Here is a 23,338-nt window from a genome sequence, read left to right on the forward strand (position 1 = left end):
AGAGAATACAACAAATCAACCTAGTTCAATGTTCGGATCCCAGTAAAGTTTTTCGAAATCAACAACTTTATCGTCCTCAACCCTTACTCCTTCACTCTCTAATAGTTGTTTCATTGTATCAGAACCCGGGAAATGGTGCTTTCCACTCAACAAACCAAACCTATTCACCACTCTATGAGCCGGAATCCAATCCTCTGTATTATGGCAACCATTTAACGCCCAACCAACCATTCTGGACGATTGCCCAGAACCCAAATATCTTGCAATTGCCCCATAACTAGTCACTCTCCCGTATGGGACTAATTTTGTAACCTGATAAACCTGTTCAAAAAAATTAGGTTCGTTGGTATTTGTATTCGATAAAGGGTTGTTCATTTGACAATTCAAAGCAGATGTAGGTGATTGGAAGGTTTTGTTCTAAAAACTTCTCCTCGTAGAATGTTTTTATTGTAAGAATTTGATCTTCAATACCACTACCGTATAAATCTTCGGTTGATGTATGAACTTTCAAGTTATTCAATTCTACAAGAGAGCTAGTATAACGATGCAAAGCAAGGCAATCGGTTTTAAGATGGATAAGGCCATTTGGTTTCAGAATGGTTTTATATAAACCCAGAAAAGCACTTGAAGTAAGTCGTTTCATTGAATTGATTCGTTTCAACTGAGGATCAGGAAAAGTAATCCAAATCTCACTCACTTCATTAGCACTAAAGAAAGATGATATATGTTCAATTCTGGTTCTTATGAATGCCACATTACTCATTTTACTTTCATGAGCAGTTTTTGCACCACGCCACATTCTAGCACCCTTAATATCAATTCCTATAAAATTCTTATTGGGAAACATTTTAGCCATCCCAACCGTGTACTCTCCCTTACCGCATCCCAATTCAAGAACAATTGGATTTTCATTTTTGAAAAAGGTTTTATTCCAATTGCCTTTTAATGAGTAATCGGTTCTAAAAACCTCATTCAATTTAGGTTGGATGAGATTTGGAAATGTTGTATTCTCGGCAAATCGTTTCAGCTTATTTTTACCCACTGTGCTATAATTTTCAGGAAATAAAAACCGGAGGGTTTATAATCGTTATAGTTGAAATTTATTTGTGATTATTCCTTTCAACCCTTATACCAACAGAAGCAATACCTTTTAGTTCTTCGGTGCGCATTGCTTGTTTGAGTTCAAATTTATATGACCCCTTTAGAGGAAACCGAATATTATGCTTGTACGGAATACGGTTATCGCGAATATAACCAAAGCCTTTTCCTAGCCATTTCCCTTGCTCATCGGCAAGAAAACATTCAAGAGTATCCAGTTTAGTAAATCCTGCAGGCGATGTAGTGGTTATAAACAAGTACAAATTGCTGTTAGAATAATCTGTTGTGTTTCTAACATTTACATAAATATTATGGGATGAAATGGTGTCCTCAATTTCAACCTGGAATTTTGCTGTATTAGTTTCACTCCAAGAATTTTTTAGAGTATTAATATTTTCTTCATAAACACCATTCCTATCGCATGATAATAGCCCTAAACTAGATATAAATATGATGAAAAATTTAGCTTTGCACATTGTTATCTGGATTTCTAGGCTTATGTTTTTTCTTTTTCTTCTTTGGCTGACTCCTTTCATCAAACCTTGTCAAACTACCTTCCTCAATAACTCCATGATAATCAAGTTTAACTTTTTCTAAAGGTTGTTCCAATCTTTCCTCAACTAATCGACTTGCTCTTAATCCTTTTTTATTCATCTCCATAACCTCAATTACCCTATCAACAGGAACGGGCGTAACGTTAACTGCCATATCAGGAGATGAACTAAACCACATTGTCCGATTGAATATATCAGTCTTCATATGGTAAAAAGTTGCGTCCTTTGTCTCGAGTGGAATATTAGTTTCGGGGAAATCCTTACGGGCATCAACATAACAATCCAACTCATAGTTTAAACAGCATTTGAGTTTGCTGCATTGACCTGCAAGTTTCTGAGGATTAAGGGAAATCTCTTGGACCCTAGCAGAGTTTGTTGTTACAGAGATAAAATTAGTAACCCATGTAGAGCAGCAAAGTTCACGACCACAAGAGCCAATACCTCCAATACGTCCAGCTTCCTGTCGAGCTCCGATTTGTCGCATCTCAACACGAATCTTAAACTCTTCCGCTAATAATTTAATCAACTCCCTAAAATCAACCCGTTCATCTGCTATATAGTAGAAAATGGCCTTTGTTTTATCTCCCTGATACTCAACATCTCCAATTTTCATGTTGAGTTTAAGACTTTCGGCAAGTCCTCTGGCCTTAATCATTGTAGCATGTTCAAGAGCAATCGCTTCGAGCCATTTTTCAGTATCAACTGGTTTTGCTTTTCGGTAAATCTTCTTTAGTTCAGTTGACTCAGGATCGACATTTAATTTTTTTAGCTGCCTAAGCACAAGCCAGCCAGTGAGAGAAACAACTCCAATATCATGTCCAGGAGAAGCCTCAACAGCAATAATATCGCCTTTATTCAGATGAAGTTGATTAGCATTACGAAAAAAAGCCTTTCGTGTATTCTTAAACTGAACCTCAACAATATCATAGTTTTGTAAAGTTTTCGGAGTGTCATCAACCCAATCGAATGAGCTCAACTTCGAACAGCCTTTACAATGAGTAAGTACAGGTTCAGGGGTATCCCCCTGTTTTATAATTATTCCTCTGGAGCGAGTGCTCTTATCGGTTTCCACTATTTTACGTTTTTACAAGAACGCAAAGTTAGCAAATTTTCAAATGTTTAATACTACCCAAAATAGTTGTTTCGCAATTTATTAATAAGAGCTAGGGAGGTAAATATTGTAATTATCCTTTTATCGCTTATTTTTGCAAACAGACAAAACCTAAATGACGTTACCTGCAGGCAATCACTCTAAGGAAGAACTGGCTAAGTTTAGATCGATATTCGATCTCTACTATGAGACCATCCGTAGTTTTGCCTATTACAAAACAGGTGATGTTGATTTAGCTGATGACATTGTTCAAGAAGTATTTCTTAAACTATGGTCAAACCTTAAAGATGTTAAAGAGGAAACTGTAAAGGCACTTCTTTATACTATCGCTTCGAACACTATAAAAAATCACTTTAAGCATCAAAAAGTAGTTTTTAATTTTCAGAAACAAGATCAAAACAATAATACTGAAGACGAAGCCGATTCCTCTCTTCGACAGGAAGAATTAAACAGAAAACTGCAGGATGCTCTAGCCGAGATTCCTGAAAAAGCTCGTGAAGTTTTTTTGATGAATAGAATTGAAGGTTTAACCTACGTCGATATTGCAGAAAGGCTTGGGTTGAGTGTAAAAGCTATTGAGAAAAGAATGTCAGAGGCTCTTAGTATCCTCCGATCACGCATAAGCTATAAGATATGAGCAAGAAGGAAAGAGAAATATTGAATAGTAATTCGGACTCTGACTTCGAGAGATTTTTTGAATCAACCTCAAAGTTGAAAGTGCCCTCCTCTAATTTAGGAAAAGAGGCTACTTGGGATAAACTTATGCAATCTATTGAGCAAGAAAGCGCTAAAAAAACAAAAGTAGTGCGTATTTCACCCTTTATTGTTCGAATGAGCATTGCAGCAACCCTTATAATCCTTTTCACAATAGCCACATTATCATACAAATACTCTACCTTAGAATTTATATCACAAAAAGGAAGTACAGCAAATATTGTACTACCTGATAGCTCTAGTATAATATTAAATGCTGATTCGCGAATCGAATATCGTCGATTTGGCTGGTTGTCGGAAAGAGAGATAAAACTTAATGGGGAAGCTTATTTTAGCGTTAAGCATGGCAATCGCTTCTCAGTTTTAACCGAATTCAACAGGAATATTATTGTTACAGGAACAAAGTTTAACGTTTTTACAAGAGGTACTCAATTTGAGGTAAAGTGTTTTGAGGGTTCTATAAGAGTAGAGATTCCTAAAACAAAACCTATCACTTTATCAAAAGGGAAAGGAATCAATTTCAGTATAGAAGCTGAATCCCCTCAACAAGTTGAAGTAGATTCAACATTAACGACTCCAAAATGGATAGGGGGTGATTACTATTTTAACAATGCTCCTCTAAGCGAGGTTCTTGATGAGCTAAGTCGCCAGTTCAATGTAACTATTAGCATACAAGGGTTTAAACCAGAGACCAGAAATTACACTGGGTTTTTTAAAAGCAAAAACCTCTCCCAAGCACTTGATTTAGTTTGCATTCCAATGGGTTTAACCTATCAAATATCATCAGATAGCACTTCTATAATGATCAAAAAATAGCACAAAAAGTATTAGGGTAAAACCACTTAGCGTTGTATTATCTGAAACCATAGTGAATTATTAAGGTGATTTATTAAAATGAGCATTAGACTAAAATACCTATCACTTTTAATTTTAGTAATCCTTTCTGGATATAATACTGCTTTATCCCAAACTCGAATTTCTGAAACATTCGATGGTAAACCGCTGAATAAAGTACTGGATTTAATATCGAAAAACTATAGTATAAAATTTGCTTACGACAATTCGGCATTAGATACAGTTGTTGTATCAGGGAATTTTAGGAATGAGTCAGTTGATGATGTTCTTAATCTACTTCTAAAAAAAACAAACCTTGAGGTACTACATATTAATGAGGTCTACATTATAAAACAGCGAATTGAACTACCAAAAACTGAAGTTAAGGTTGAAGTTGTTAAACCAATAAAATACAGGGTATTGGGTATTGTTAAAGAAAAGGGTACAGGAGAGAGCTTGCCCTATGCCTCGGTTGCAGTTCAGGAAACACAAAATGGAACATCTACTAATACTGATGGATATTTTTCACTCTCTAGCAATAAAACAGATTCACTAACATTAATGGTAAACTATTTAGGATTTCAGCCAGTTCGACTCAAAGTGGCCCCTTTGTTTAAAAATGAGATCATTACCATCGAACTTAATAGAAATAATACCTTAATATCTGATATTGTTGTTATAAAAAACCTACATGAATCATTGGCCGTTAAAGAAGAACCTGGTGTTTATCAGTGGAATTCCAAAAACAATGCAACTTCTCCATGTCTTTCAAATCTAGATATTGCAGCACCACTACAACTACTTCCAGGCATAGATGGCACAACTGAATCCCTCTCTGGACTTGTTGTGCGCCATTCCCCATCGGATAAAAATCTATTTGTTTACGATGGGTTTACCATCTACCATATCGACCATTTTTTTGGAGCATTTACAAGTTTCAACTCAAAGGCTATAAAAGATATTAGAATAACCCGCGGAGGGTTTGATAGTCATTGGGGAGGCAGAGTTTCTTCTGTAATAGAAATTACTGGGAAAACTGGAAATGAAAGGAAATTTATTACTGATATTGGCTTAGATCAACTAAGCTCCGATATTGAACTTGAAGGTCCCATAGGCAAAAAAACAACTTTTGTTTTTGCCGCCCGAAGATCTTATACTGATTTGTACCATAGTAATTTATATTACAATTTATTCGAAAGTGCTCGCTCAGATCTTTCCTTGCTAAAAAAAGTTCCGACCTCATTCACAACAGATCCTAGCCAACCAGGATACTATTACTATGACATGAATGCCAAAATCAGCTTTAAGCCTGGACCAAAAGATATTGTTTCTGTCAGCGGTTATCAGGGGTACGACAATCTTAATCTCAACGCCACAGAATCAATTCCAATAGTTAAGGAAAACTCCAGCTGGGGCAATAAGGGTGCTGGAATGCGTTGGTCTCGCCAATGGAATAATATCTTTTATCACAATATAACAGCAGGAATATCTAAGTATAATATGCATTACAATCACTTAGATTATAGGCTAAGAAACAGATTCGTCAACGATACTATTGCTTCCCATACATATTTAATCAACAACCAAATTAATGATATCAATATCAACTTTAATGGAGAGATTAATATTGGCTCAACAAACAAAATCGAATTTGGATTAAGCGAAAATAGTGTTAGTATTAATGCCAATGATGGTTATAGCTATTATTCATTAGGCGCAAGGATTATAGACACTTTAAAGGTATACGACAATAGAGTAAGTAATTCAACCTTTTGGGCTCAAGGATTTGTCTCTGATGGTCCATTAAAAGCGTTTAGATTCGGAGGGAGAATAACCTACAATAACTTAACCAATAAATACTATTTCGAACCGAGATCCCAACTCGAAATTCAACTTTCGAAAAAATTCTCAATCAAAATGGCTGCTGGCTTATACTACCAGTTTGTAAATAAAATTAACTCTTACAGCAATGGTAATTATAGAAGTATCTGGAAAGTATCCGATGGTGACCGATTTCCGGTAGTTAAATCAACCCATTTGATTGGAGGTTTCCTTTGGGATATAGGAAGTGGTTTTAGTCTTGATTTCGAAGGATATTTAAAAAAAACAAGCAATCTTAGCTTTGAGCAATCCTTAATAAAAAGAATTGACGGTGTTAAGATAGTTGAAGAGCAAAGAGTTTTTCAAATAGACAATAAGGCCTTGGGGGCTGATATGCTTCTAAAAAAGAATTGGAGCAAAGGACAATCTTGGATTTCCTATTCACTCAGTAGATCATTGAACCAATCTAAGAAGCTGAATGGTAATAATGAATACCCTGCTCTTGATGATCATTTAAGTGAACTTAAAATTGTAAATGTAATTAATCTTAAGCATTGGGATTTTACAATTGCCTGGATTTATGGGTCAGGAAATCCTTGGGATGAGATTCTATTAACCTCATCACTTCAACTCTCACCCTATTACGAAAAAAATTCTGCTCGTTTATCGCCCTACAATAGAATAGATTTAGGGTTAAACTATAATTTCAAAATAAAAAATGGTGAACTAAAAATTGGAACCAAAGTTTTCAACCTTCTCAATGGCACAAACATTCTATCAAAACCATATCAACTCTCCGATACACCATTCCAAGATTATCTTGATGGTAAATCACCTATTGTGTACAAAGAAATTCCCGGAATGGGATTCACCCCCTCTTTCTTCATAAACCTTAGATTCTAACCTCTACACCAACCATTTTTCTTTTGTTTTATTAATTATTTTATCCTTTTGGTAGGGTGAACCTCATTTGTATTGTATTAATATCAAAGCAAAAAATGTTCTTTAAATATTTTGAATTTATTTTTAAAAAGAGGTAGGGTAAAATAAAAGTCCGTTGTATTATATGTAAACAAGCTAAACTTAATTCTTGTGAACCGAATAATTAAAAATAGAGAGAATGGGTTGACCGGTTCAACAGAAAATAAAACCAGAGATGAGTTTGATGCTATAATAAGTGATCTTAGAGTACCATCAGGCAAGTCGAAGGAACAGGCTTGGCAGGCGATCTTTGAAAAATTAGAAGAAAAACCGAGTACAAGAACTATTCCTTTAATTCGGATTGCACTAAAAGTTGCAGCGTCATTAATTATCCCGATTGCGATCGGTGGTTCAATATGGGTTTGGGGGTATGGAAAAGTAGATATCTACTGTCCAAAAGGGCAACATATTACTCAATTGTTACCCGATAGTAGTAAAATTCAAATAAATGCTGACACACGAATTTCTTACAACAAAGTTCTTTGGTTTACTAGTCGTAAGATATACATAAAAGGCGAAGCCCTTTTCAAAGTAAAAAAAGGGAAGCAGTTTGATGTTATTGCCGACATGGCAACTACATCGGTACTAGGGACAACCTTTGATGTTTATGCCAGAGATGGAAAGGTAAAAGTTAGCTGTATTGAAGGGCGGGTATCAGTTAAGAACAATGACTCAAACAGCAAAGTTATTCTTACAGCTGGTCTTCATACCCAAGCCGTCAAGAAGGAACTAACAAAACCTGTAGAAATGATTAAGGACGAAGAATTAACATGGCCCTATGGTGAATTCTATTTCAACAACACCCCCTTAATTGATGTGTTAAAGGAAATTGAGAGGCAGTTTAATGTTGATATTATTTTTAAAAGCACAGAAAAAAGGTTCTATACAGGGTACTTCAAAAACAATGATTTAAACGAAGCCCTAAGGTTGGTATGCATACCAATGGGAATAAGTTACACCGTAAATGAGAGATCGATTGAAATAAAACAAATAAAAAAATAATTGTTAAACCTTAAAATTAAAAGTTATGAAACGTACAAATGTAATTTTCGCAGCAAGCCTATTTGTGTTTGCAACTTCTTTCTCCGCATGTCAAAAATCTGAGACAACCGATCCTTTGGTAGATTCAAGCCAGGATGACGATCAGGTAACTGCGCTAATCGACAATGTTCAAAGTGAGGCTGATGAAGTTATATCGGCACCTGCAAAATCACCTGCAGAATCTGCTGATTATGCAATGCTAACTGCTGGATCTGGCACACGTACAATTGTTACATCCTTTTCCGGAGATACCCTTATTAAAACCATTACTTTCGCAAGTTTTATTAATGGCAATTCTCAGAATGGTCATGTAAAGAATGGTGTTATTATTGTTAAAATCCTTGGTAGACCTTCATTGGCTCAATTCTTAAAAATTGTTACCCTACAAAATTTTACTATCGATGATATTAAAATTGAAGGTAAAACTACAACCACAAAAACTGGGGATTATACGTTCTCAGAAGCTCTTATCGGTGGCAAAATAACTCTTCCTGATAATACAACTTACACCCGTGCTTATAACCATACCCGTACATGGACTGCTGGTTTTGACACGCCAATTAATATATGGGATGATGTTTTCACAATCGAAGGAAACGCTACGGGAATCAACCGTAAAGGGAACACCTACACTCATACAATTACTAATCCACTTGTTATTGAAAATGATTGTCGTTGGATTGTCCAAGGTACAATTGAATTAACTACTAATGGCCAAACAGCAACCCTTGATTATGGAATGGGCGATTGCGACAATCTAGCAACCATCACTATCAACGGTAAAACCACTGAAATCAAGATTAGAACTAAAAGATAATTTAAACATCTTTTAATTTTTAGAATAGGAAACCGCCCTGAAAGGCGGTTTCTTGTTTTATAACAAGATGTAAATCATTGATAATAAACAGTATGAATATCTATAATCATTACTAATATCAACCTGTCTATCATTGATTTCAGTTTTTTACATCGTTATGTTTACTGATTTTATTTTTTACGCTGACAGCCTAAAAAAAGTTGGTTTTATTGTATTATAGATCTAGCCATCCTTTACAAAAAAATTATATTTTAACAATTGAACCTTTTTACATCCAAAATGCGTATTAAATGTTGTGTTTAATGGCATAATATATTACCTATTTGTTTTTTATAATAAAATTTATTATTATTGTAATCATATATATGTTGTTGATATAAAACAAATCTAATTATGGACTTGAAGGTTACTAGGGAAATGATTTCTGCTTTTTTGCTAAACACACTCCCTATGGAAAAAATGTCTTTGGTTGCAGATGCAATACTTTCCAACGAACGTTTAGGAAAAATCTACAATGAAGAAAAACTTAAATACGATGCACGTAGATACCGTGATAATAAGTTGGATTCATCCCAACAAATAGAGTTTGAGTTCGAACTAAAGAAGCGTCTAGAACTTATAAAGGATTTTAACCAACAAAGAGAGATAGACAATCTCTCAGAGGACAATCTCCTTAAACTACAACTTGAGGAGGCTTACAACAACCATATCGCCTATCAAGAACAGAAAAGCAGCACCCGTCAAACACACACTATTGGTATGAATATTAAATACTGGCTAGTTGCCGCATCCATTACTGCACTAACTATTCTAGGAGGAGGGGCTATATTCTTTTTTCAAAACGGGGATTCTATAGAGAACAAGCTATACGCCGAATACTATTCTCCACTTAGCAAACATAATTTCTACCTATTCAATAACAGCTCTTTGGCTATTGCCAAGCAGAAGTATATGGATGGGGATTACACCAACGCCATACTACTTTTAAAAGACTTACCATCGTATGTTACCATTGAGGCTGAAAAAAACCTATTCATCGGTTTATCTTTGATTGAAATTGGCGAATATAAAGGTGCTATAGATTATTTCGAGGAAGTTCTAAATGCCCAAAAAAAGCATGAATACATCCAACAGGTTAGGTGGTATTTAGGGTTATGCTATCTGAAAGTTGGCGATAGGAGAAAAGCGATAGATACCTTTCGGAGTATCGCTGACAATAATGGCTATAACTATAAAGAAGCTAAACAGATTCTGAAAAAACTTCGAGATTAACACTCCTTCTCATTACGGGGATTGTTCAATCTAAAATATTTAAGAAATTCAAACTCTGATAGGTTCTTCGAACTCTATCAGGTTATTCTTCTACGCATGACCTTTCGGAGTCGCTAGACCCGAAAGAGTCTGTATAAAAATATTACGATGCTGTATATTTCAACCTAGCCAAAACACCGATAGGTCTTTGAGACCCTATCGGGTTTTTCCTTTAGGCAAGACCTTTTGGAGTCGCCAGACCCGAAAGAGTCTAAAAATCTTCCCCGTTTTATCTATCCTCTTCTCTTTTATATAGAAAATTTCTCATCGCTTTCCGCTTCCTAAAAGTAAAAACCAGTGCCAAAATTACGATTGTAACAAAAATCAATTTCTTTAGATACCAGTAATGATACAACTCATTCTGATTGCCATTTACCACTATACCTGCCCAAAAACGAGGGTGTGCATAAATTGGATCCGCCTTTGCGAGGTTTTTTAATTTGGCAAGCCTTAGAGCCTCATCCTTACGCATCCCCTTTAGAAGGTTCAGGAAAAAATCGTTAAGCATATTGTTTGTTGTCCTATCGGCTGCTGCCCAAAGCGACATCACCACGGACTTGCTACCAGCAAACATAAAACTTCGACTTATGCTTAGCACCCCTTCCCCCTCGGATAATCTCCCAGAGCCAGAGTAGCATGATCCCAGCACTACCATCTCCGCATTTAAATGCATGTTGTATACCTCCCATGCGTGCAGGTAGCCATCCTCTGAGGAATCGGTTGGGTTAGATAGAACGAGCTTTGAGTTGGCAGGGTTAAGGGTATCCTCAAGCCCATGGGCATAGAATTGGATGATACCGTATTTGCTAAAGTACTTCTTAAAATTCGCTTCCGTTGCTTTGTTCCCGGTTAGGGATTTTCCGAGGGTTAGCAGAGCAACCTTTCTTACACTCCTGAGTCCCATCGGGATACTCCTTAGCGAATCCTTTGAGTTTTTATAATCGGGGGCAATTCCAAGAAAATTGGGGGAGCCTTTATAATTGCTATTTAGGGTATTCCTGTAAAGAGTGGCTGAATAGGCGTAGCCTATCGGGTATTTCCTAAGCAGGTACGATTCATTAGCATAATCGCAATTATCGCTATCCTTGTATGGTTTATCGATAAGTACATCAAAAGGGATAATGCTCAGCCCACCATCAGGGATTATTAGCAGACTTTTGTTTTTTAGCAGTGGTTCAACCGGGTATATAAGTTTTCTGTAAAGGGTATACGCCACTTCCCTGTAAGTAACATAATCCGATGAGTACTCGCTGTGAAGGGCTGATATAAAAAATTTGAGGCTTGAATTGAAGGTACTATCAACTTCCTGCTTTAGCAGATGGAATGTATCCTTAGTAATGGTAAAGGTATATAATGCACTGTCACTTAGCACATATTCGAGAATAGCCTCCTTTTCCCCCATTGCTTTTTGTAGCTGCGGTACGCTTACAACCTGATTGCTGTATTTTAGCCTGTAGTAATCGGGGTAATTGCTCTCAAGCAGCTGCACAAGCCCTTCGAGCCTCTGCGTTAGGGTAAACAGTTGCCTGTTCCACTCATCAATCTTCGCTCTGTTAGGGTGCTCCTGCTTGCTCTCCCCCTCAACCTGCATCCTTATATCGCTAATCTGCAATTCTATACCTCTTTCCTTTTTGCTGATGCTATCGGGTACTCCAGCAATTCCTTTGGCCATCTCATCATTCTTCAACTCCCTTAGCACGGCGTACTTGCCATACTCAGCGTACCGAAATGCTACAGCCATGTACTTTGAATCCCCCGAAATTTCGTATAGAGAATTTGCAATTTTCACCAAGGACAGATAAATTTCGTGCTCCTTTGCTGCCAGCTGCAGCTTAGAACCCTCGTACAGGTAACCCGTGCGCAAACGCTCAATAAAGGTAGCAGCCAGCTCAAGCGTTGCAAGGGCAGCATTTAGGTTCCCCTCCCTGCGCTCCTGTTCAACCAACCTCTCAAAGGCTTGCGCCTTTAGCTTTAGGATATCCAGCAAATCCATATCTGGGAGTACATCAACGCTGGGATTTGCATATACTGAACTATCGTTAAAATTGTATATCTTGGATACTAAGGATTGCTGGTAGTATTTTAACGCCCGCTTATAATTTCCTGTTCTATAGTATATTTGTCCGTTATTTACTAAGCATAAAGATGTGTAAGGATGTTTAATTCCGAGAGTACTGGTTAAGATTTTATAAGCCTTCCTGTAAAGTTGTTCACTTTTAAAGAACTCTCCTGTTTCTGAATAAAAGAAAGCATAATTTATATATGCCATCCCGGTCATGTAGTGATTTTCACCAAACTCAATGACATTAAATTCTATTGCCTTTTTAAAAAAGTAATCCGCTCTATTTAAACTATCCAACTTCTGATATACTAGCCCACAATTAAAATATGTCACGCTATTCTCCCCGAGTTTATTCTCCTTAGATATTTGAATGCTTTTCAGATAACTTACTCTGGCAAGTTTATAGTTTCCAAGTTTGTGGTAGGAGTAACCCAAATTATGATAGTTATCAACGATATAGCCGTATTTCTTCTTGTCTTTGCTCTTTTCTAGCACCGATAGTGTATTCTCTATATAGTAAATGGCCTTAGGGTAATCACCACTAAAAGAGTAGATAATAGCAATATTCCCATTTATAACCGATAAACTAAAAACATCAGATGTCTTTTCTTTTGCCTTTTTGTAATAATCAATAGCTACGCTTAGATTACCAGACTCTCTATTCACCAATCCAAGTAGGTTATACACCCTAAAATATTCTGGGCTAATATCCTCTGGTATTTTACTCTTTAAAGCAAGAATCCTATTAAGAGATACTAAGGCACTATTATAATCCCCTGCGGCATAGTAAGCCTTGCTGCTATCGTAAAGCGCATTTATTTTATCGGTATTGTTAACCTGCTGAGCGACAATCCTTGATTGGTTAATAGAAATAAATACTATTGGCAAAAGAAGGAGTTTGAAAACCAGTAAATTAAAAGAATTCATTATTATTGCGATAATGTTCTTTAAATAGAGCAAAAATAAACCTAAAAACTTAACTTAAAACTTAAAATCATGAAAACGTTAAAAAAAATGAAACAAAACAGGACTTTAGAGGGATTTATTGCTATTAAAGCAAAGCACTTACAAGAAATCAAAGGTGGCGAGGCTGCCCCACTTCCAAGAGGTAGTGTTCTTTAGCTAGCAATACCCACAAGAACATAAGGAAAAAACCCGCAGATAGCAGAATGGGGATTTTGGCTGTCAGAGAATTAAGCTGTATTCTAAAAGAATTCATTATATTGCTATAATGTTCCATTGTTGGCACAAAAATAAACCAAATGTTTAACTAAAAACCGAAGATTAGGAAAACCAAAAAATGAAGAGAAGAAGACGGTAAAAGGGTTTAGAACCCTTAATGTGAAGAAACTATTACAGATCAGAAATGGTAAAAAGATATTGTTTTTTAATTTGCAATAAAAACAAAAATAAATCCAAATGATTGTTTTTTTACTAAAACACTTGATTTTGAAATAATATAATAAAGCCATACTGTCCATGAAAATTCTTTTACCAAGGTTTTAATCAATAAAAATAAGGTTTATAGATTAAGTCGTTTTGAGTTTGATAAGAGTTCCGAACTTTTAAAAAGTTCGGAACTCTGGTGTTTTAAGGGATTATTCAACATAGATATTAGGAGATTCAAACGCTGTTAGGTTCTTCGAACTCTATCAGGTTAAGACCTTCCAGAGTCGGCAGATCTGGAAGAGTCTAAAAGTAAACCCGTCATTGCGAGCCTCGTTCTTTGAGGCGAAGCAATCCGACCCCAAACATGGGATTAACCTTGTAGAGTTCACACATTCGGATTGCTTCGCAAAAAACGTTCGCAATGACGGCGAATAACAATGATTTATGGAATGACGAAGATTCTATAAATATTGGGGTGTTCCGCATTGTAACCCTACCGAAACGCCGATAGGTCTTTCAGACCCTATCAGGTTTTCCCGCTAGGCAAGACCTTCCAGAGTCGGTAGACCTGGAAGAGTCTGTAGTTTCAGTATAGAACTAAATCTTGGTAGAATCTGTCGGGCGTTTCCTATAAATCAGATATTTTGGGAACAGTAGACGTGAAAATTTGCAAGCAACACGCCGATAGGCTTTTCGGATTATATGTAAAACCTGCATTTTCAGAGTCAACAGACCTGAAAGAGCCTGTGATGCGAGGATTCTTCCTGTCTTTTTTGCTTTATGCGGAAAGCTTCTTATCGCTTTCCGCTTCTTAAAGGTAAAAAGTAGCAGTAAAACTATAATGGTTACAAGAATTATTTTCTTTAAGTACCAGTAGCGGTACAACCCGTTCTGATTGCCGTTCACTACAATACCAGCCCAAAACCGGGGGTGTGCCAGAACGGGATTTGCCTTTTCGAGGTAGTCCAGCTTGGCGAGCCTCAGCGCCTCATCCTTGCGCATCCCCTTTAGCAGGTTCTGGTAAAAGCTATTTAGCATACCGATTGTTGACCTATCGTATGCCCTCCATAGCGACATCACCACCGATTGGCTACCCGCATACATAAAACTTCTGCTAATGCTCAGTGCCCCTTCCCCTTTGGATAATTTCCCAGATCCAGAATTGCATGATGCCAGAACCACCAACTCCGCGTTTAGCTGCATGCTATTTATCTCCCAGGCATGTAGGTAGCCATCGTCCGTTGAATCGGCTTGGGGCGATAGGAATAGCATAGAGCTGGCAGGGTTTAGCGTATCCTCAAACCCATGCGCGTAGAAATGGATGATATTGTACTTACCACAATATTTCTTAAAATTCCCTTCCGTTGCCGTACTCCCAGCTAGCGGTTTCCCTAGGGTTAGCAGGGCTACCCTTCGTACGCTCTTTAAACCCAAGGGGATGCTCCTTAGGGAATCCTTTGATCCCTTGTAATCGGGGGCTATTCCAAGAAATTTGGGTGAGCTGCTGCCCTTACTATTTATGGAGTTATAGTACAGGGTTGCGGAATAGCCGTAGCCTATAGGGTATTTCCTTAGCAGGTACGACTCTTTCCCGTAGTCGCACTTATCGCTATCCTTGTAGGGCTTATCGATTAGGACATCAAAAGGGATCAGGCTTAGCCTACCTCCTGGGATTACCAGCAGGTTTTTACTCTTTAGCAGGGGTTCAGCTGGGCGGATAAGCCTTTCGTATAGGTTGTACGAGGCATTTCTATACGCAACGTAATCCGATGAGTACTCGCTGCGCAGGGCGGAATTAAAGAAGTTCAGGTTTGCATAGAAGGTGCTATCGGCTACCTGCTTGGTCAATGAAAATGTATCACGAGTGATGGTGAAGGTATACAGCTCATTACCCTCCAGAACGTATTCGAGTATAGCCTCCTTTTTGCCCATTGCCCCCTGTAGCTGCGGTAAACTTACAACCTGGTTGCAGTACTTCTGCCTGAAGTACTCGGGGTACTTACTCTCAAGCCGTTGCTCTAATCTTTCAAGTCTCTGCGTTAAAGTAAACCGCTGCAAGTTCAATTTCTCAATTTTCCCTTTACTAGGATGCTCAAGCTTATTCTCCTCCTCAATCTGCATCCTAGTACTGCTAATCTGCGCCTCTACTCTTCTTTCGCTATCAATAATGCTATCGGAAATTCCTGCAACCCCCTTTGCCAACGCCTCATCCTTCAGCTCCCTTAGCACGCCGTATTTGCTATATTCGGAGTACCGGAATGCTAACCCTGCATACGTTAAATCCCCTGAAATTTCGTATAGGGAATTCGCAGTGCTTACCAGCGATAAATAGATTTCATGCTCCTTTGCGGTGAGTTGTAGCTTAGAGACTTCGTATAGACAGCCTGTGCGTAGCTGCTCAGTAAATGTAGCAGCAAGCTCAAGGGTGGCAAGGGCAGCTCTAAGGTTTTCCGTTCTGTTTTCATTCCCTGCTAGCTTGGTAAAGGCCTGCGCCTTTGATTTCAGAATATCCAGCAAATCCATATCGGGGAGTACATCCGCTTTTGGATTAGCATAAATTGAGCTATCGTTGAAATTATAAATCTTTGATATTAGCGATTTTTGGTAATACTTTAATGCTTGTTTGAAACTTCCTTTCCGATAAAATAGTTGTCCGTTATTCATTAGGCATAAAGAGGTGTACGAATGCTTTCTTCCAAGGGTATTAATCAATATCTTATATGCCTTGCTGTACAACTGCTCACTTTTTGTTAACTGTCCAATTTCCGAATAAAAGCAGGCGTAGTTAATATATGCCATCCCTGTCATGTAGTGATTTTCACCAAACTCCTTGGTATTGCAGGCTATCGCTTTTCTAAAACAGTAATCAGCTTTGTCTAAACTATCCATCCTCTTGTATGCCAACCCACAATTAAAGTATGTGTCGCTATTCTCCCTTAGTTTATTCTCTTTAGATATTTGAATGCTTTTCAGATAACTTACTCTGGCAAGTTTATAATTTCCAAGTTTGTAGTAGGAATAGCCTAGGTTATGGTAATTATTTGTAATATATTCATACTTCTTCTCATTATCACTTTTTTCAAGTACCAACAAGGTATTCTCGTAGCAGTAGATTGCCTTGGAGTAATCGCCTCGTAAGGAGTAAATATTGGCGATATTATCGTTTATTACTGATAGGTTAAATATATCCGAGGTACTTCTTAATGCCTTTTGGTAGAAGTCAGTAGCAATGTTTAGTTCACCTAGGTCTTTATAAGCTAATCCTAGCAAGTTATATACTCTAAAATATTCTGGGTAGGTGTCAGCTGGTATTTCGCTCTTTAGCTGAAGTACTTTGGTCAAAGCCCATGTGATACTGCTGTATTCCCCAACTGCATAGTATACCTTGCTGCTATCGTAGAGCATACTGGCATAGCTGGTATCCTTTGCTTGTTGAGCATTTACACTCGGCAGGCTAAGGGAAATGCCAACTAATAGCAAAATAAGAGCTTTGCCTACCAGAGTTTTAAATTGTGATTTAAAAAAAGTCATTCGTGTTGTATTAATGTTTTAAAACAAAAATATACCAAATTGTTAAACAAAAAACTAAAGGTTATGAAAATGCTAAGAAAAGGAGAAGAAAAAAATGGTAAAAGGATTTAGAAACCTTGGAGATAAGAGTTCCGAACTTTCTAAAAGTTCGGAACTCTGGCATTTAGGGATTGTTCAATGCAAATATTATGAGATTTAAACTCTGATAGGCTCTTCGAACTCTATCAGGTTTTCCCACTAGGCAAGACCTTCCAGAGTCGGCAGACCGTGAATGTTATGATGCTTTATATTGTAACCATGTCAGGGTTTTAAACTGGTGTGTTAATTTTGATATATTTATTGATACTATTTTTCATATACATATTGAGTTCTTTTAATAAGGTAATAAGGTTCAAGCCTTGTATAAACAATAATTTTCCACTAAGGTTAAATATCTGAAAATAAGGTTTTTAAAACTTTAGTAGAAAATCGAACAACCTAGAGAATCAACCTTATTACCTTATTTTATTAACACAAATGTTGTAAGAAATTTATTAAACCTATTTCATTCAAAATTAACACACCAGTTTAAAACCCTGACATGGTTAAACGAAGATTCCATGATGGTGAATAATTCTACAAATATTTGGGGTGCTCTGCACCTTTTTTGCTGCTTAGCAGCCAAATACTTTGAGAACGAGAGGTATGTAAAGAGTTCCGAACTTTTAAAAAGTTCGGAATCCTGTTGTTTAAGAAATTGTTCAGTATAAATATTAAGAGGCTCAAACGCTGATAGGTTCTCCGAACTCTATCAGGTTTTCCCGCTAGGCAAGACCTTCCAGAGTCGGCAGATCTGGAAGGGTCAGGGAGCGTTAACCCGTCATCGCAAGCCTCGTTCTTTGAAGCGAAGCGATCTGTCTACACGCATGGGGTTAGCTTCGTAGAGCTCACACATTCGGATTGCTTCGCAAAAAACGCTCACAATGACATCAAAATACGAATTAACATAACACTAGTGTTTTATAACCAGCTGTTGCCTATATACATTCTTCCCATCGGTTATTTCAACAACGTAAATCCCATTGTCTAGATTCTCAACTGGTAGAGTAACCGTCTCACCCGATCTGTTTAGCGTAACTTTTAACGCCCCGAAACTATCTAAAACACGGATAGTATAGGCTTTCGTTGATATGTATTTTGAGGTTAGAGTCTTTGTACCTGTTGGGCTGCTAATCATTGAAGAGGCATTATCTGCGCTACCAATTGTTAGAGTGATATTATCCGATGCAGGATTAGGGGAAATGGTAAAACCGTAGTAGCAGGGATCTTCAACGGTTTCAGTATGGCTTATACTTGACACGCCGCAGGCGTTCTCCTCTACCACATCCACGTAGTACACATGTCCGCAGTTATTTAATTGTCTCTGGAAAATAACGCTGGTGCTAGGTGTGGTATATTTTAAAACCCCATCCAGATACCATTTGTATGTGTTAGCGGTAGCCACACCATCAATGGTGGCTGTAAACCTTCTTGGGGGTGCATCAAATTCTATGGCAATTGCTCCTGGTACTGGCGAGCCAACGGTAACGTAATATGCCGTGGGTACAGGAACATCTCCACAACCCGAGTTAAACGATGCGCTAACCCACCCATTACCGCTACCATTTGAACGAAGATAGTACGAGTTAGTGCTTTGCCCTGATGTTGAAATCAGATTTCCGCTTTGATTCCAAGTTACCGAGCTGGCAAAAGCGGGTAGGTTAATGGTGGTAAACGGTGTTGAAGAGCTGCAGATGAGCGAGCTTCCACTTATGTATGGAATTGCGCTTGCCGGGTACGTAACGGGGTTGGCATAGTTCCTTGTGTTTGTTGTGCTTTGATTCGTTGCAGGTATGGTTATTTGGCAGCTGACATTACCACCCGTACAACCATCGGGTATTACGGCTGCAGTAGCCGATGTATTACCCCCCTGCCATTGCCATGTGGCTGGTTTAGTCCAGGAGTACTGTGCATACGACCAGTTTGGAACTGAAACCGTAATAGGCCTTTTATCCCCCTGAACGCTTGAGTTAGATGTAGAGGCAGCAATGGCTAAATTTGATGGAAATACACGTGTAATGGTGAGACTCCGCGGGTTGCTATCGTAACCCCCACCACAATTGCTATGCCCCCAAACCTTTATAGCTCCAGAGCCTGTTGGGTTGGGCACAACGGATATGGCGTTGGTTAAGCCCGTGAATGGAGTAGTTCCATCGCTCACCTGCCCATTAAGCGTCCAACCTTGAGGAATAAGCCATTTGTAGGTATCAACCGAAAGCGTAGTAGCATCACCCGAACCTAAATTGGGGTAAACCAACTTTGGGCAGGAATAGGTAAGGGAACCCGCATTGAAAGGAACTGCCGGAGGACCCGTTATCTCACCAGGGGTAACTCCATTTATGCTAAGGATGTGATAAAATACTTTTTTTTCAAGATATTGTTTATTATCTGAATAACTAGTTGCTCTAACTTTTATAGAACCATCTTGAGTGGTATTATTCCATGTAACATTTATTATATTACCCCCTGAAAATGTAGATGTTCCATCCTGTTGAATGGTTCCATTGAGGATAACTCCGTTGGTAACAGTCCAATCGTAGTAATAATTGTCTATTAAATCTGCTGTGTAGATAAAGCCAGCACCATTGCTCTGGCTACCTGGGCATACTCCAAAAGTTCCATTTGGAGAAATACTGATTTGTCCAATAGTATTGGAACTAAGAAGGAATAAAGTAAACACCAATATTATTGCCTTTAGAGTAGAGATAAACAATTTATTCATGGTTCTAGTTTTTTTTAAAAATTAACGTTAATACTAATTGTTGATATTGGTATTGTACTAATAATCATATTATTGCTATTATACCAATCATCTCGATTCCCATCATACGGAAATTCTTTATAATAACTATGCCCCCGATTCTTAATCATACTATAAAGTATAGAACAATTGGATTCGAAGGATATAGACATTTTGTGTGTAATGGAATATGAAGCACCGACTACCCCAACAAATCCAACTTGTAACCGTGTATAAGTTCTGGTAAAATAGCATTTGTAGTAAGCATTGTTCATTAATATTAATCTCCAGTAATAATCTTCAAAAAATTGATAATATGATAGATGCAAATCAGCACCCCAGAAAAGTTTTAGCCTATTAAAGCTATATGTGAGTTGATACCCCTGACGAAAGTAAAATGTACTCGTTCGTGAATTATAATTTTCACCATCATCGATAGAACCAGTCACATTAGTTGAATCTTTCGTTTTCAAGTTAACCCCAAAAGAAAACCGAAATGCGCCGGGGTGTTTCTTAGAGTTTGTGTTAACCTTGAGCTGTAGGCAGTAACCGGGTAAGCTGTTCTTATCAACTAGCCATAGAAGGTCTGTGCCAACCTCGAACCGATATCGTGCAAGGCTATCCTTGCTATTTGCCATCCTACCCGATTTGTAGCTGGTTTGCGAGTAGCTGAAAAACGCAAGGTTAAAAAAGAGTAAAAGGAAGAGTGTTTTTTTCATTATTAAATACTTTAATGGGTTTATTATATTATTTGTGGTTCTATTTATTCGCCTTAAATTATTCACATAATATGCCGTTATGCTAAGCAACGGATTGTGCATTTTTTATAATATTAGGCTATTACAATACTTAAATGCTTTAACGAATTTAGGAAATTCATCTTACTTGTGCAACTATTTCAGTAAATTAATGGACAGTGCCCAAAAAATTGGAAACGCCATTTGTTGTGCTTCACTCAAGGATAAATCCGTTGGTAACAGTCCAAGTGTAGAAATAATTGTCTATTAAATTTGCCGTGTAGGTAAAGCCAGCACCATTGCTCTGGCTACCTGGACATACTCCAAAAGTTCCGTCTGGAGAAATGCTAATTTGACCTATAGCATTGGCATTAAATAAGGAAATAATACAGCCAACTATTATTAATTTAAAAGGAGATAAAAAAATATTTTTCATAGTTTTTTTTAAAAGTGAATATTAATGCTTATTGTTGATATTGGTATAATATTAACATCTAGGACATTGCTATCATACCAATTGCTTTTATTGTCATTTTCAGAACCTGGAAAATCAGGATAATACGAATGTTCTCTATTCTTTATTTTACTATATAGCATAGAGCAATTGGATTCGACTAATACAGATACTCTGGGTGTAATACTATATGATGCACCAATAAATCCGATTAATCCATACTGAATGCGAGTATATGTTCTGGTATTATACATTTTATAATTATCTGTACCAAGTCGCCAATAGTAATCATTAAAGAATTTATAGTAACCTAAATGCAAATCAACACCCCAGAACAATTTTAACTTGCTATAGTTGTACGAAAGTTGATATCCTGAACGAAAGAAATATGAACTCGTTCGTGTTTTATAAGTATCATAATCATTAGTAAAAGTAGTTAAGTCGGTAGTATCTGTCGTTTTCAAATTCATGCCGATTTTAAACCGAAATGCGCCAAGGTGCTTTTTCGATCTATTATTAATCTTGAGCTGTAGGCAGTAACCGGGTAAGCTGTTCTTATCAACTAGCCATAGGAGATCTGTACCTACCTCGAACCGATAGGTCGAAAGGCTATCCTTGCGGCTTACGCTTTTATCCGATCTATGATTGTTTTGTGCGCTACCGAAAAGCGCAAAGCTTAGAAAGAGAAAAAGAAAAAGGAATCTTTTCATGATTAGTTGCTTTTTAGGTAAAAGGTACGTTATGATATTATTTTACTTCTTATTAGTTTTTATTATAGATACAATTGCCATTAATGGGTAGAATAGATTTACTATTTGTTCAGTTTTATTTCTGTTTAATTCATTCCTATATCAGAATTACAAAAAATTTAGAAATTTCAAAGAGTATGGGTTGTTACTATAACATTCTTATACATCAAATGAAGTAACATCATTTGATTATATCAAATACTTTATCACGAACACGTAAAACGAACTCATAAACAAGCATTTTTATATGTTGAAATAGCAAATATTGTAATATCAATTTTATTCATTAGACTTTATATAGGTTAATATAATAGGGATTACTTTTCCCTTAATCCCGCATTACGGTATTGCTGGTAGTTCTTCTATTTGATAAGAGTTTCGAATTTTTCAAAAAGTTCGAATTTCAGGACTTACTTTCTTTTACGAAGGTTAGAGTCGTTGAGTAAGTTTATATAACAGTTGATGCTTAAAACATAAAGACACCTCCAAACCAAGGGGCAACCTCTTTTATTATCTCAAAAAAAACATCATATTTGAGAAAAAAGAAATCATGTTCACCAGAGCCATTGTCAGAAAACCATGCAAAAACATGGTTAATGGGATTACATCAGCAAATTATGGAATTCCAAACTATGAAAACGCATTATATCAGCACAATAACTACGTTGAAGTTTTAAAAAAATGCGGGTTGCAAGTTCATGTTATGGATAGTAACGAACAATTCCCCGATTCTGTATTCGTTGAAGATACAGCTTTACTTACCCCATCATTTGCAGTAATTACAAACCCGGGAGCACGATCTCGAAAAGGTGAGATTATTGAGATGGAGGCTACACTCACAAATTTTTTCCCAACTATAGAACACATAACAAGCCCAGGAACTTTAGATGCAGGAGATGTAATGATGGTGGGGAGTCATTTTTATATTGGCCTTTCTAAAAGGACAAATCCCGCCGGCGCAGCACAATTAATTTATCTTTTGAAGAAATATGGATTTTCGGGATCAACAATTTCATTGAAATCGGTTTTACATCTTAAAACAGGTGTCTCTTATTTAGACAATAATTATATGCTCGCTTGTGGAGAATTCCTAACTAAGACCGATTTTGGCAAATATCACATCATTGAAATTCCTACAGCCGAGTCATATGCTGCCAACAGTTTATGGATTAATGGAAATGTTCTTGTTCCGAAGGGATTTCCAAAAACATTGAACTTGATTAAACGTGAAGGTTTCAAGACAATTGAAGTGGATGTTTCTGAATTTCGAAAACTCGATGGAGGCTTAAGTTGCCTTTCGTTGAGATTCTAAACAA

At 37.1% G+C, this 23,338-nt stretch carries 18 protein-coding genes; 8 read left to right on the forward strand and 10 right to left on the reverse strand.

The features are described 5' to 3' along the window. Positions 1–15 precede the first annotated feature (15 nt). The 4 genes from HOO91_04220 to HOO91_04235 are packed head-to-tail and all read right to left on the reverse strand — an operon-like array spanning position 16 to position 2,685. Complete coding sequence (locus HOO91_04220; protein ID NOU16744.1) at positions 16–375, reverse strand: MGMT family protein; 360 nt, start codon at positions 373–375, stop codon at positions 16–18. Further along, the gene (gene trmB, locus HOO91_04225) at positions 335–1,042 is read right to left on the reverse strand and encodes a tRNA (guanosine(46)-N7)-methyltransferase TrmB (GenBank protein NOU16745.1); all 708 of its coding nucleotides are present in this window, start codon (positions 1,040–1,042) and stop codon (positions 335–337) included. The genes HOO91_04220 and trmB overlap by 41 nt, the downstream gene beginning before the upstream one ends. Positions 1,043–1,100: 58 nt before the next feature. After that, positions 1,101–1,574, reverse strand: coding sequence for a gliding motility lipoprotein GldH (locus HOO91_04230; GenBank protein NOU16746.1), 474 nt, complete (start codon positions 1,572–1,574; stop codon positions 1,101–1,103). Then, positions 1,561–2,685, reverse strand: coding sequence for a hypothetical protein (locus HOO91_04235; GenBank protein ID NOU16747.1), 1,125 nt, complete (start codon positions 2,683–2,685; stop codon positions 1,561–1,563). Before HOO91_04235 ends, HOO91_04230 begins: the two co-directional genes overlap by 14 nt. Positions 2,686–2,878: 193 nt before the next feature. On the opposite strand from HOO91_04235, the gene HOO91_04240 reads away from it, so the two are divergent. The 6 genes from HOO91_04240 (at position 2,879) to HOO91_04265 (ending at position 10,243) form a co-directional block, all read left to right on the forward strand. Further along, on the forward strand, positions 2,879–3,400 hold the full coding sequence (locus HOO91_04240; protein NOU16748.1) for an RNA polymerase sigma-70 factor: 522 nt from the start codon (positions 2,879–2,881) through the stop codon (positions 3,398–3,400). Then, positions 3,397–4,293 (forward strand): FecR family protein, encoded by an 897-nt coding sequence (locus HOO91_04245; GenBank protein NOU16749.1) that lies wholly within the window; start codon positions 3,397–3,399, stop codon positions 4,291–4,293. Before HOO91_04240 ends, HOO91_04245 begins: the two co-directional genes overlap by 4 nt. A gap of 78 nt (positions 4,294–4,371) precedes the next feature. Beyond that, the gene (locus tag HOO91_04250) at positions 4,372–7,035 is read left to right on the forward strand and encodes a DUF4974 domain-containing protein (GenBank protein NOU16750.1); all 2,664 of its coding nucleotides are present in this window, start codon (positions 4,372–4,374) and stop codon (positions 7,033–7,035) included. A gap of 189 nt (positions 7,036–7,224) precedes the next feature. Next, positions 7,225–8,115: a FecR family protein gene (locus HOO91_04255; protein NOU16751.1), complete on the forward strand. Its 891-nt coding sequence runs from the start codon at positions 7,225–7,227 to the stop codon at positions 8,113–8,115. A 25-nt stretch (positions 8,116–8,140) separates the two neighbouring features. Next, a complete protein-coding gene (locus HOO91_04260; protein NOU16752.1) occupies positions 8,141–8,971 on the forward strand; it encodes a hypothetical protein in 831 nt (276 codons plus the stop codon). A gap of 393 nt (positions 8,972–9,364) precedes the next feature. Beyond that, the gene (locus tag HOO91_04265) at positions 9,365–10,243 is read left to right on the forward strand and encodes a tetratricopeptide repeat protein (protein NOU16753.1); all 879 of its coding nucleotides are present in this window, start codon (positions 9,365–9,367) and stop codon (positions 10,241–10,243) included. A gap of 268 nt (positions 10,244–10,511) precedes the next feature. Here HOO91_04265 and HOO91_04270 read toward each other — a convergent pair whose 3' ends face one another. Beyond that, positions 10,512–13,271, reverse strand: a complete 2,760-nt coding sequence (locus tag HOO91_04270) for a CHAT domain-containing protein (GenBank protein NOU16754.1) — start codon at positions 13,269–13,271, stop codon at positions 10,512–10,514. Positions 13,272–13,340: 69 nt separating this feature from the next. Here HOO91_04270 and HOO91_04275 point away from each other — a divergent pair, with 69 nt between their 5' ends. Beyond that, complete coding sequence (locus HOO91_04275) at positions 13,341–13,466, forward strand: ComC/BlpC family leader-containing pheromone/bacteriocin (GenBank protein ID NOU16755.1); 126 nt, start codon at positions 13,341–13,343, stop codon at positions 13,464–13,466. 864 nt (positions 13,467–14,330) lie between these two features. Here HOO91_04275 and HOO91_04280 read toward each other — a convergent pair. The 5 genes from HOO91_04280 to HOO91_04300 form a co-directional block, all read right to left on the reverse strand. Beyond that, positions 14,331–17,264, reverse strand: a complete 2,934-nt coding sequence (locus HOO91_04280; GenBank protein ID NOU16756.1) for a CHAT domain-containing protein — start codon at positions 17,262–17,264, stop codon at positions 14,331–14,333. A gap of 991 nt (positions 17,265–18,255) precedes the next feature. Next, the gene (locus HOO91_04285) at positions 18,256–20,064 is read right to left on the reverse strand and encodes a T9SS type A sorting domain-containing protein (GenBank protein ID NOU16757.1); all 1,809 of its coding nucleotides are present in this window, start codon (positions 20,062–20,064) and stop codon (positions 18,256–18,258) included. A 14-nt stretch (positions 20,065–20,078) separates the two neighbouring features. After that, entirely contained in the window at positions 20,079–20,801 is a 723-nt protein-coding gene (locus HOO91_04290; GenBank protein ID NOU16758.1) for a hypothetical protein, read from the reverse strand. Between the two features lie 232 nt (positions 20,802–21,033). Next, positions 21,034–21,255 (reverse strand): hypothetical protein, encoded by a 222-nt coding sequence (locus HOO91_04295; protein ID NOU16759.1) that lies wholly within the window; start codon positions 21,253–21,255, stop codon positions 21,034–21,036. Positions 21,256–21,263: 8 nt separating this feature from the next. Further along, on the reverse strand, positions 21,264–21,983 hold the full coding sequence (locus HOO91_04300) for a hypothetical protein (GenBank protein NOU16760.1): 720 nt from the start codon (positions 21,981–21,983) through the stop codon (positions 21,264–21,266). A 589-nt stretch (positions 21,984–22,572) separates the two neighbouring features. On the opposite strand from HOO91_04300, the gene HOO91_04305 reads away from it, so the two are divergent. Further along, positions 22,573–23,334 (forward strand): N(G),N(G)-dimethylarginine dimethylaminohydrolase, encoded by a 762-nt coding sequence (locus HOO91_04305; GenBank protein ID NOU16761.1) that lies wholly within the window; start codon positions 22,573–22,575, stop codon positions 23,332–23,334. Positions 23,335–23,338: the final 4 nt, after the last annotated feature.

Source organism: Bacteroidales bacterium (assembly GCA_013141385.1).
Classification (GTDB): domain Bacteria; phylum Bacteroidota; class Bacteroidia; order Bacteroidales; family Tenuifilaceae; genus UBA8529.

What these genes read in the sequence shown, in the direction of transcription:
- HOO91_04220 (NOU16744.1), bottom strand. Translation starts at nt 375, where the DNA reads ATGAACAACCCTTTATCGAATACAAATACCAACGAACCTAATTTTTTT.
- HOO91_04230 (NOU16746.1), bottom strand. Translation starts at nt 1,574, where the DNA reads ATGTGCAAAGCTAAATTTTTCATCATATTTATATCTAGTTTAGGGCTA.
- HOO91_04240 (NOU16748.1), top strand. Translation starts at nt 2,879, where the DNA reads ATGACGTTACCTGCAGGCAATCACTCTAAGGAAGAACTGGCTAAGTTT.
- HOO91_04245 (NOU16749.1), top strand. Translation starts at nt 3,397, where the DNA reads ATGAGCAAGAAGGAAAGAGAAATATTGAATAGTAATTCGGACTCTGAC.
- HOO91_04250 (NOU16750.1), top strand. Translation starts at nt 4,372, where the DNA reads ATGAGCATTAGACTAAAATACCTATCACTTTTAATTTTAGTAATCCTT.
- HOO91_04260 (NOU16752.1), top strand. Translation starts at nt 8,141, where the DNA reads ATGAAACGTACAAATGTAATTTTCGCAGCAAGCCTATTTGTGTTTGCA.
- HOO91_04265 (NOU16753.1), top strand. Translation starts at nt 9,365, where the DNA reads ATGGACTTGAAGGTTACTAGGGAAATGATTTCTGCTTTTTTGCTAAAC.
- HOO91_04270 (NOU16754.1), bottom strand. Translation starts at nt 13,271, where the DNA reads ATGAATTCTTTTAATTTACTGGTTTTCAAACTCCTTCTTTTGCCAATA.
- HOO91_04275 (NOU16755.1), top strand. Translation starts at nt 13,341, where the DNA reads ATGAAAACGTTAAAAAAAATGAAACAAAACAGGACTTTAGAGGGATTT.
- HOO91_04280 (NOU16756.1), bottom strand. Translation starts at nt 17,264, where the DNA reads ATGACTTTTTTTAAATCACAATTTAAAACTCTGGTAGGCAAAGCTCTT.
- HOO91_04285 (NOU16757.1), bottom strand. Translation starts at nt 20,064, where the DNA reads ATGAATAAATTGTTTATCTCTACTCTAAAGGCAATAATATTGGTGTTT.
- HOO91_04290 (NOU16758.1), bottom strand. Translation starts at nt 20,801, where the DNA reads ATGAAAAAAACACTCTTCCTTTTACTCTTTTTTAACCTTGCGTTTTTC.
- HOO91_04295 (NOU16759.1), bottom strand. Translation starts at nt 21,255, where the DNA reads ATGAAAAATATTTTTTTATCTCCTTTTAAATTAATAATAGTTGGCTGT.
- HOO91_04300 (NOU16760.1), bottom strand. Translation starts at nt 21,983, where the DNA reads ATGAAAAGATTCCTTTTTCTTTTTCTCTTTCTAAGCTTTGCGCTTTTC.
- HOO91_04305 (NOU16761.1), top strand. Translation starts at nt 22,573, where the DNA reads ATGTTCACCAGAGCCATTGTCAGAAAACCATGCAAAAACATGGTTAAT.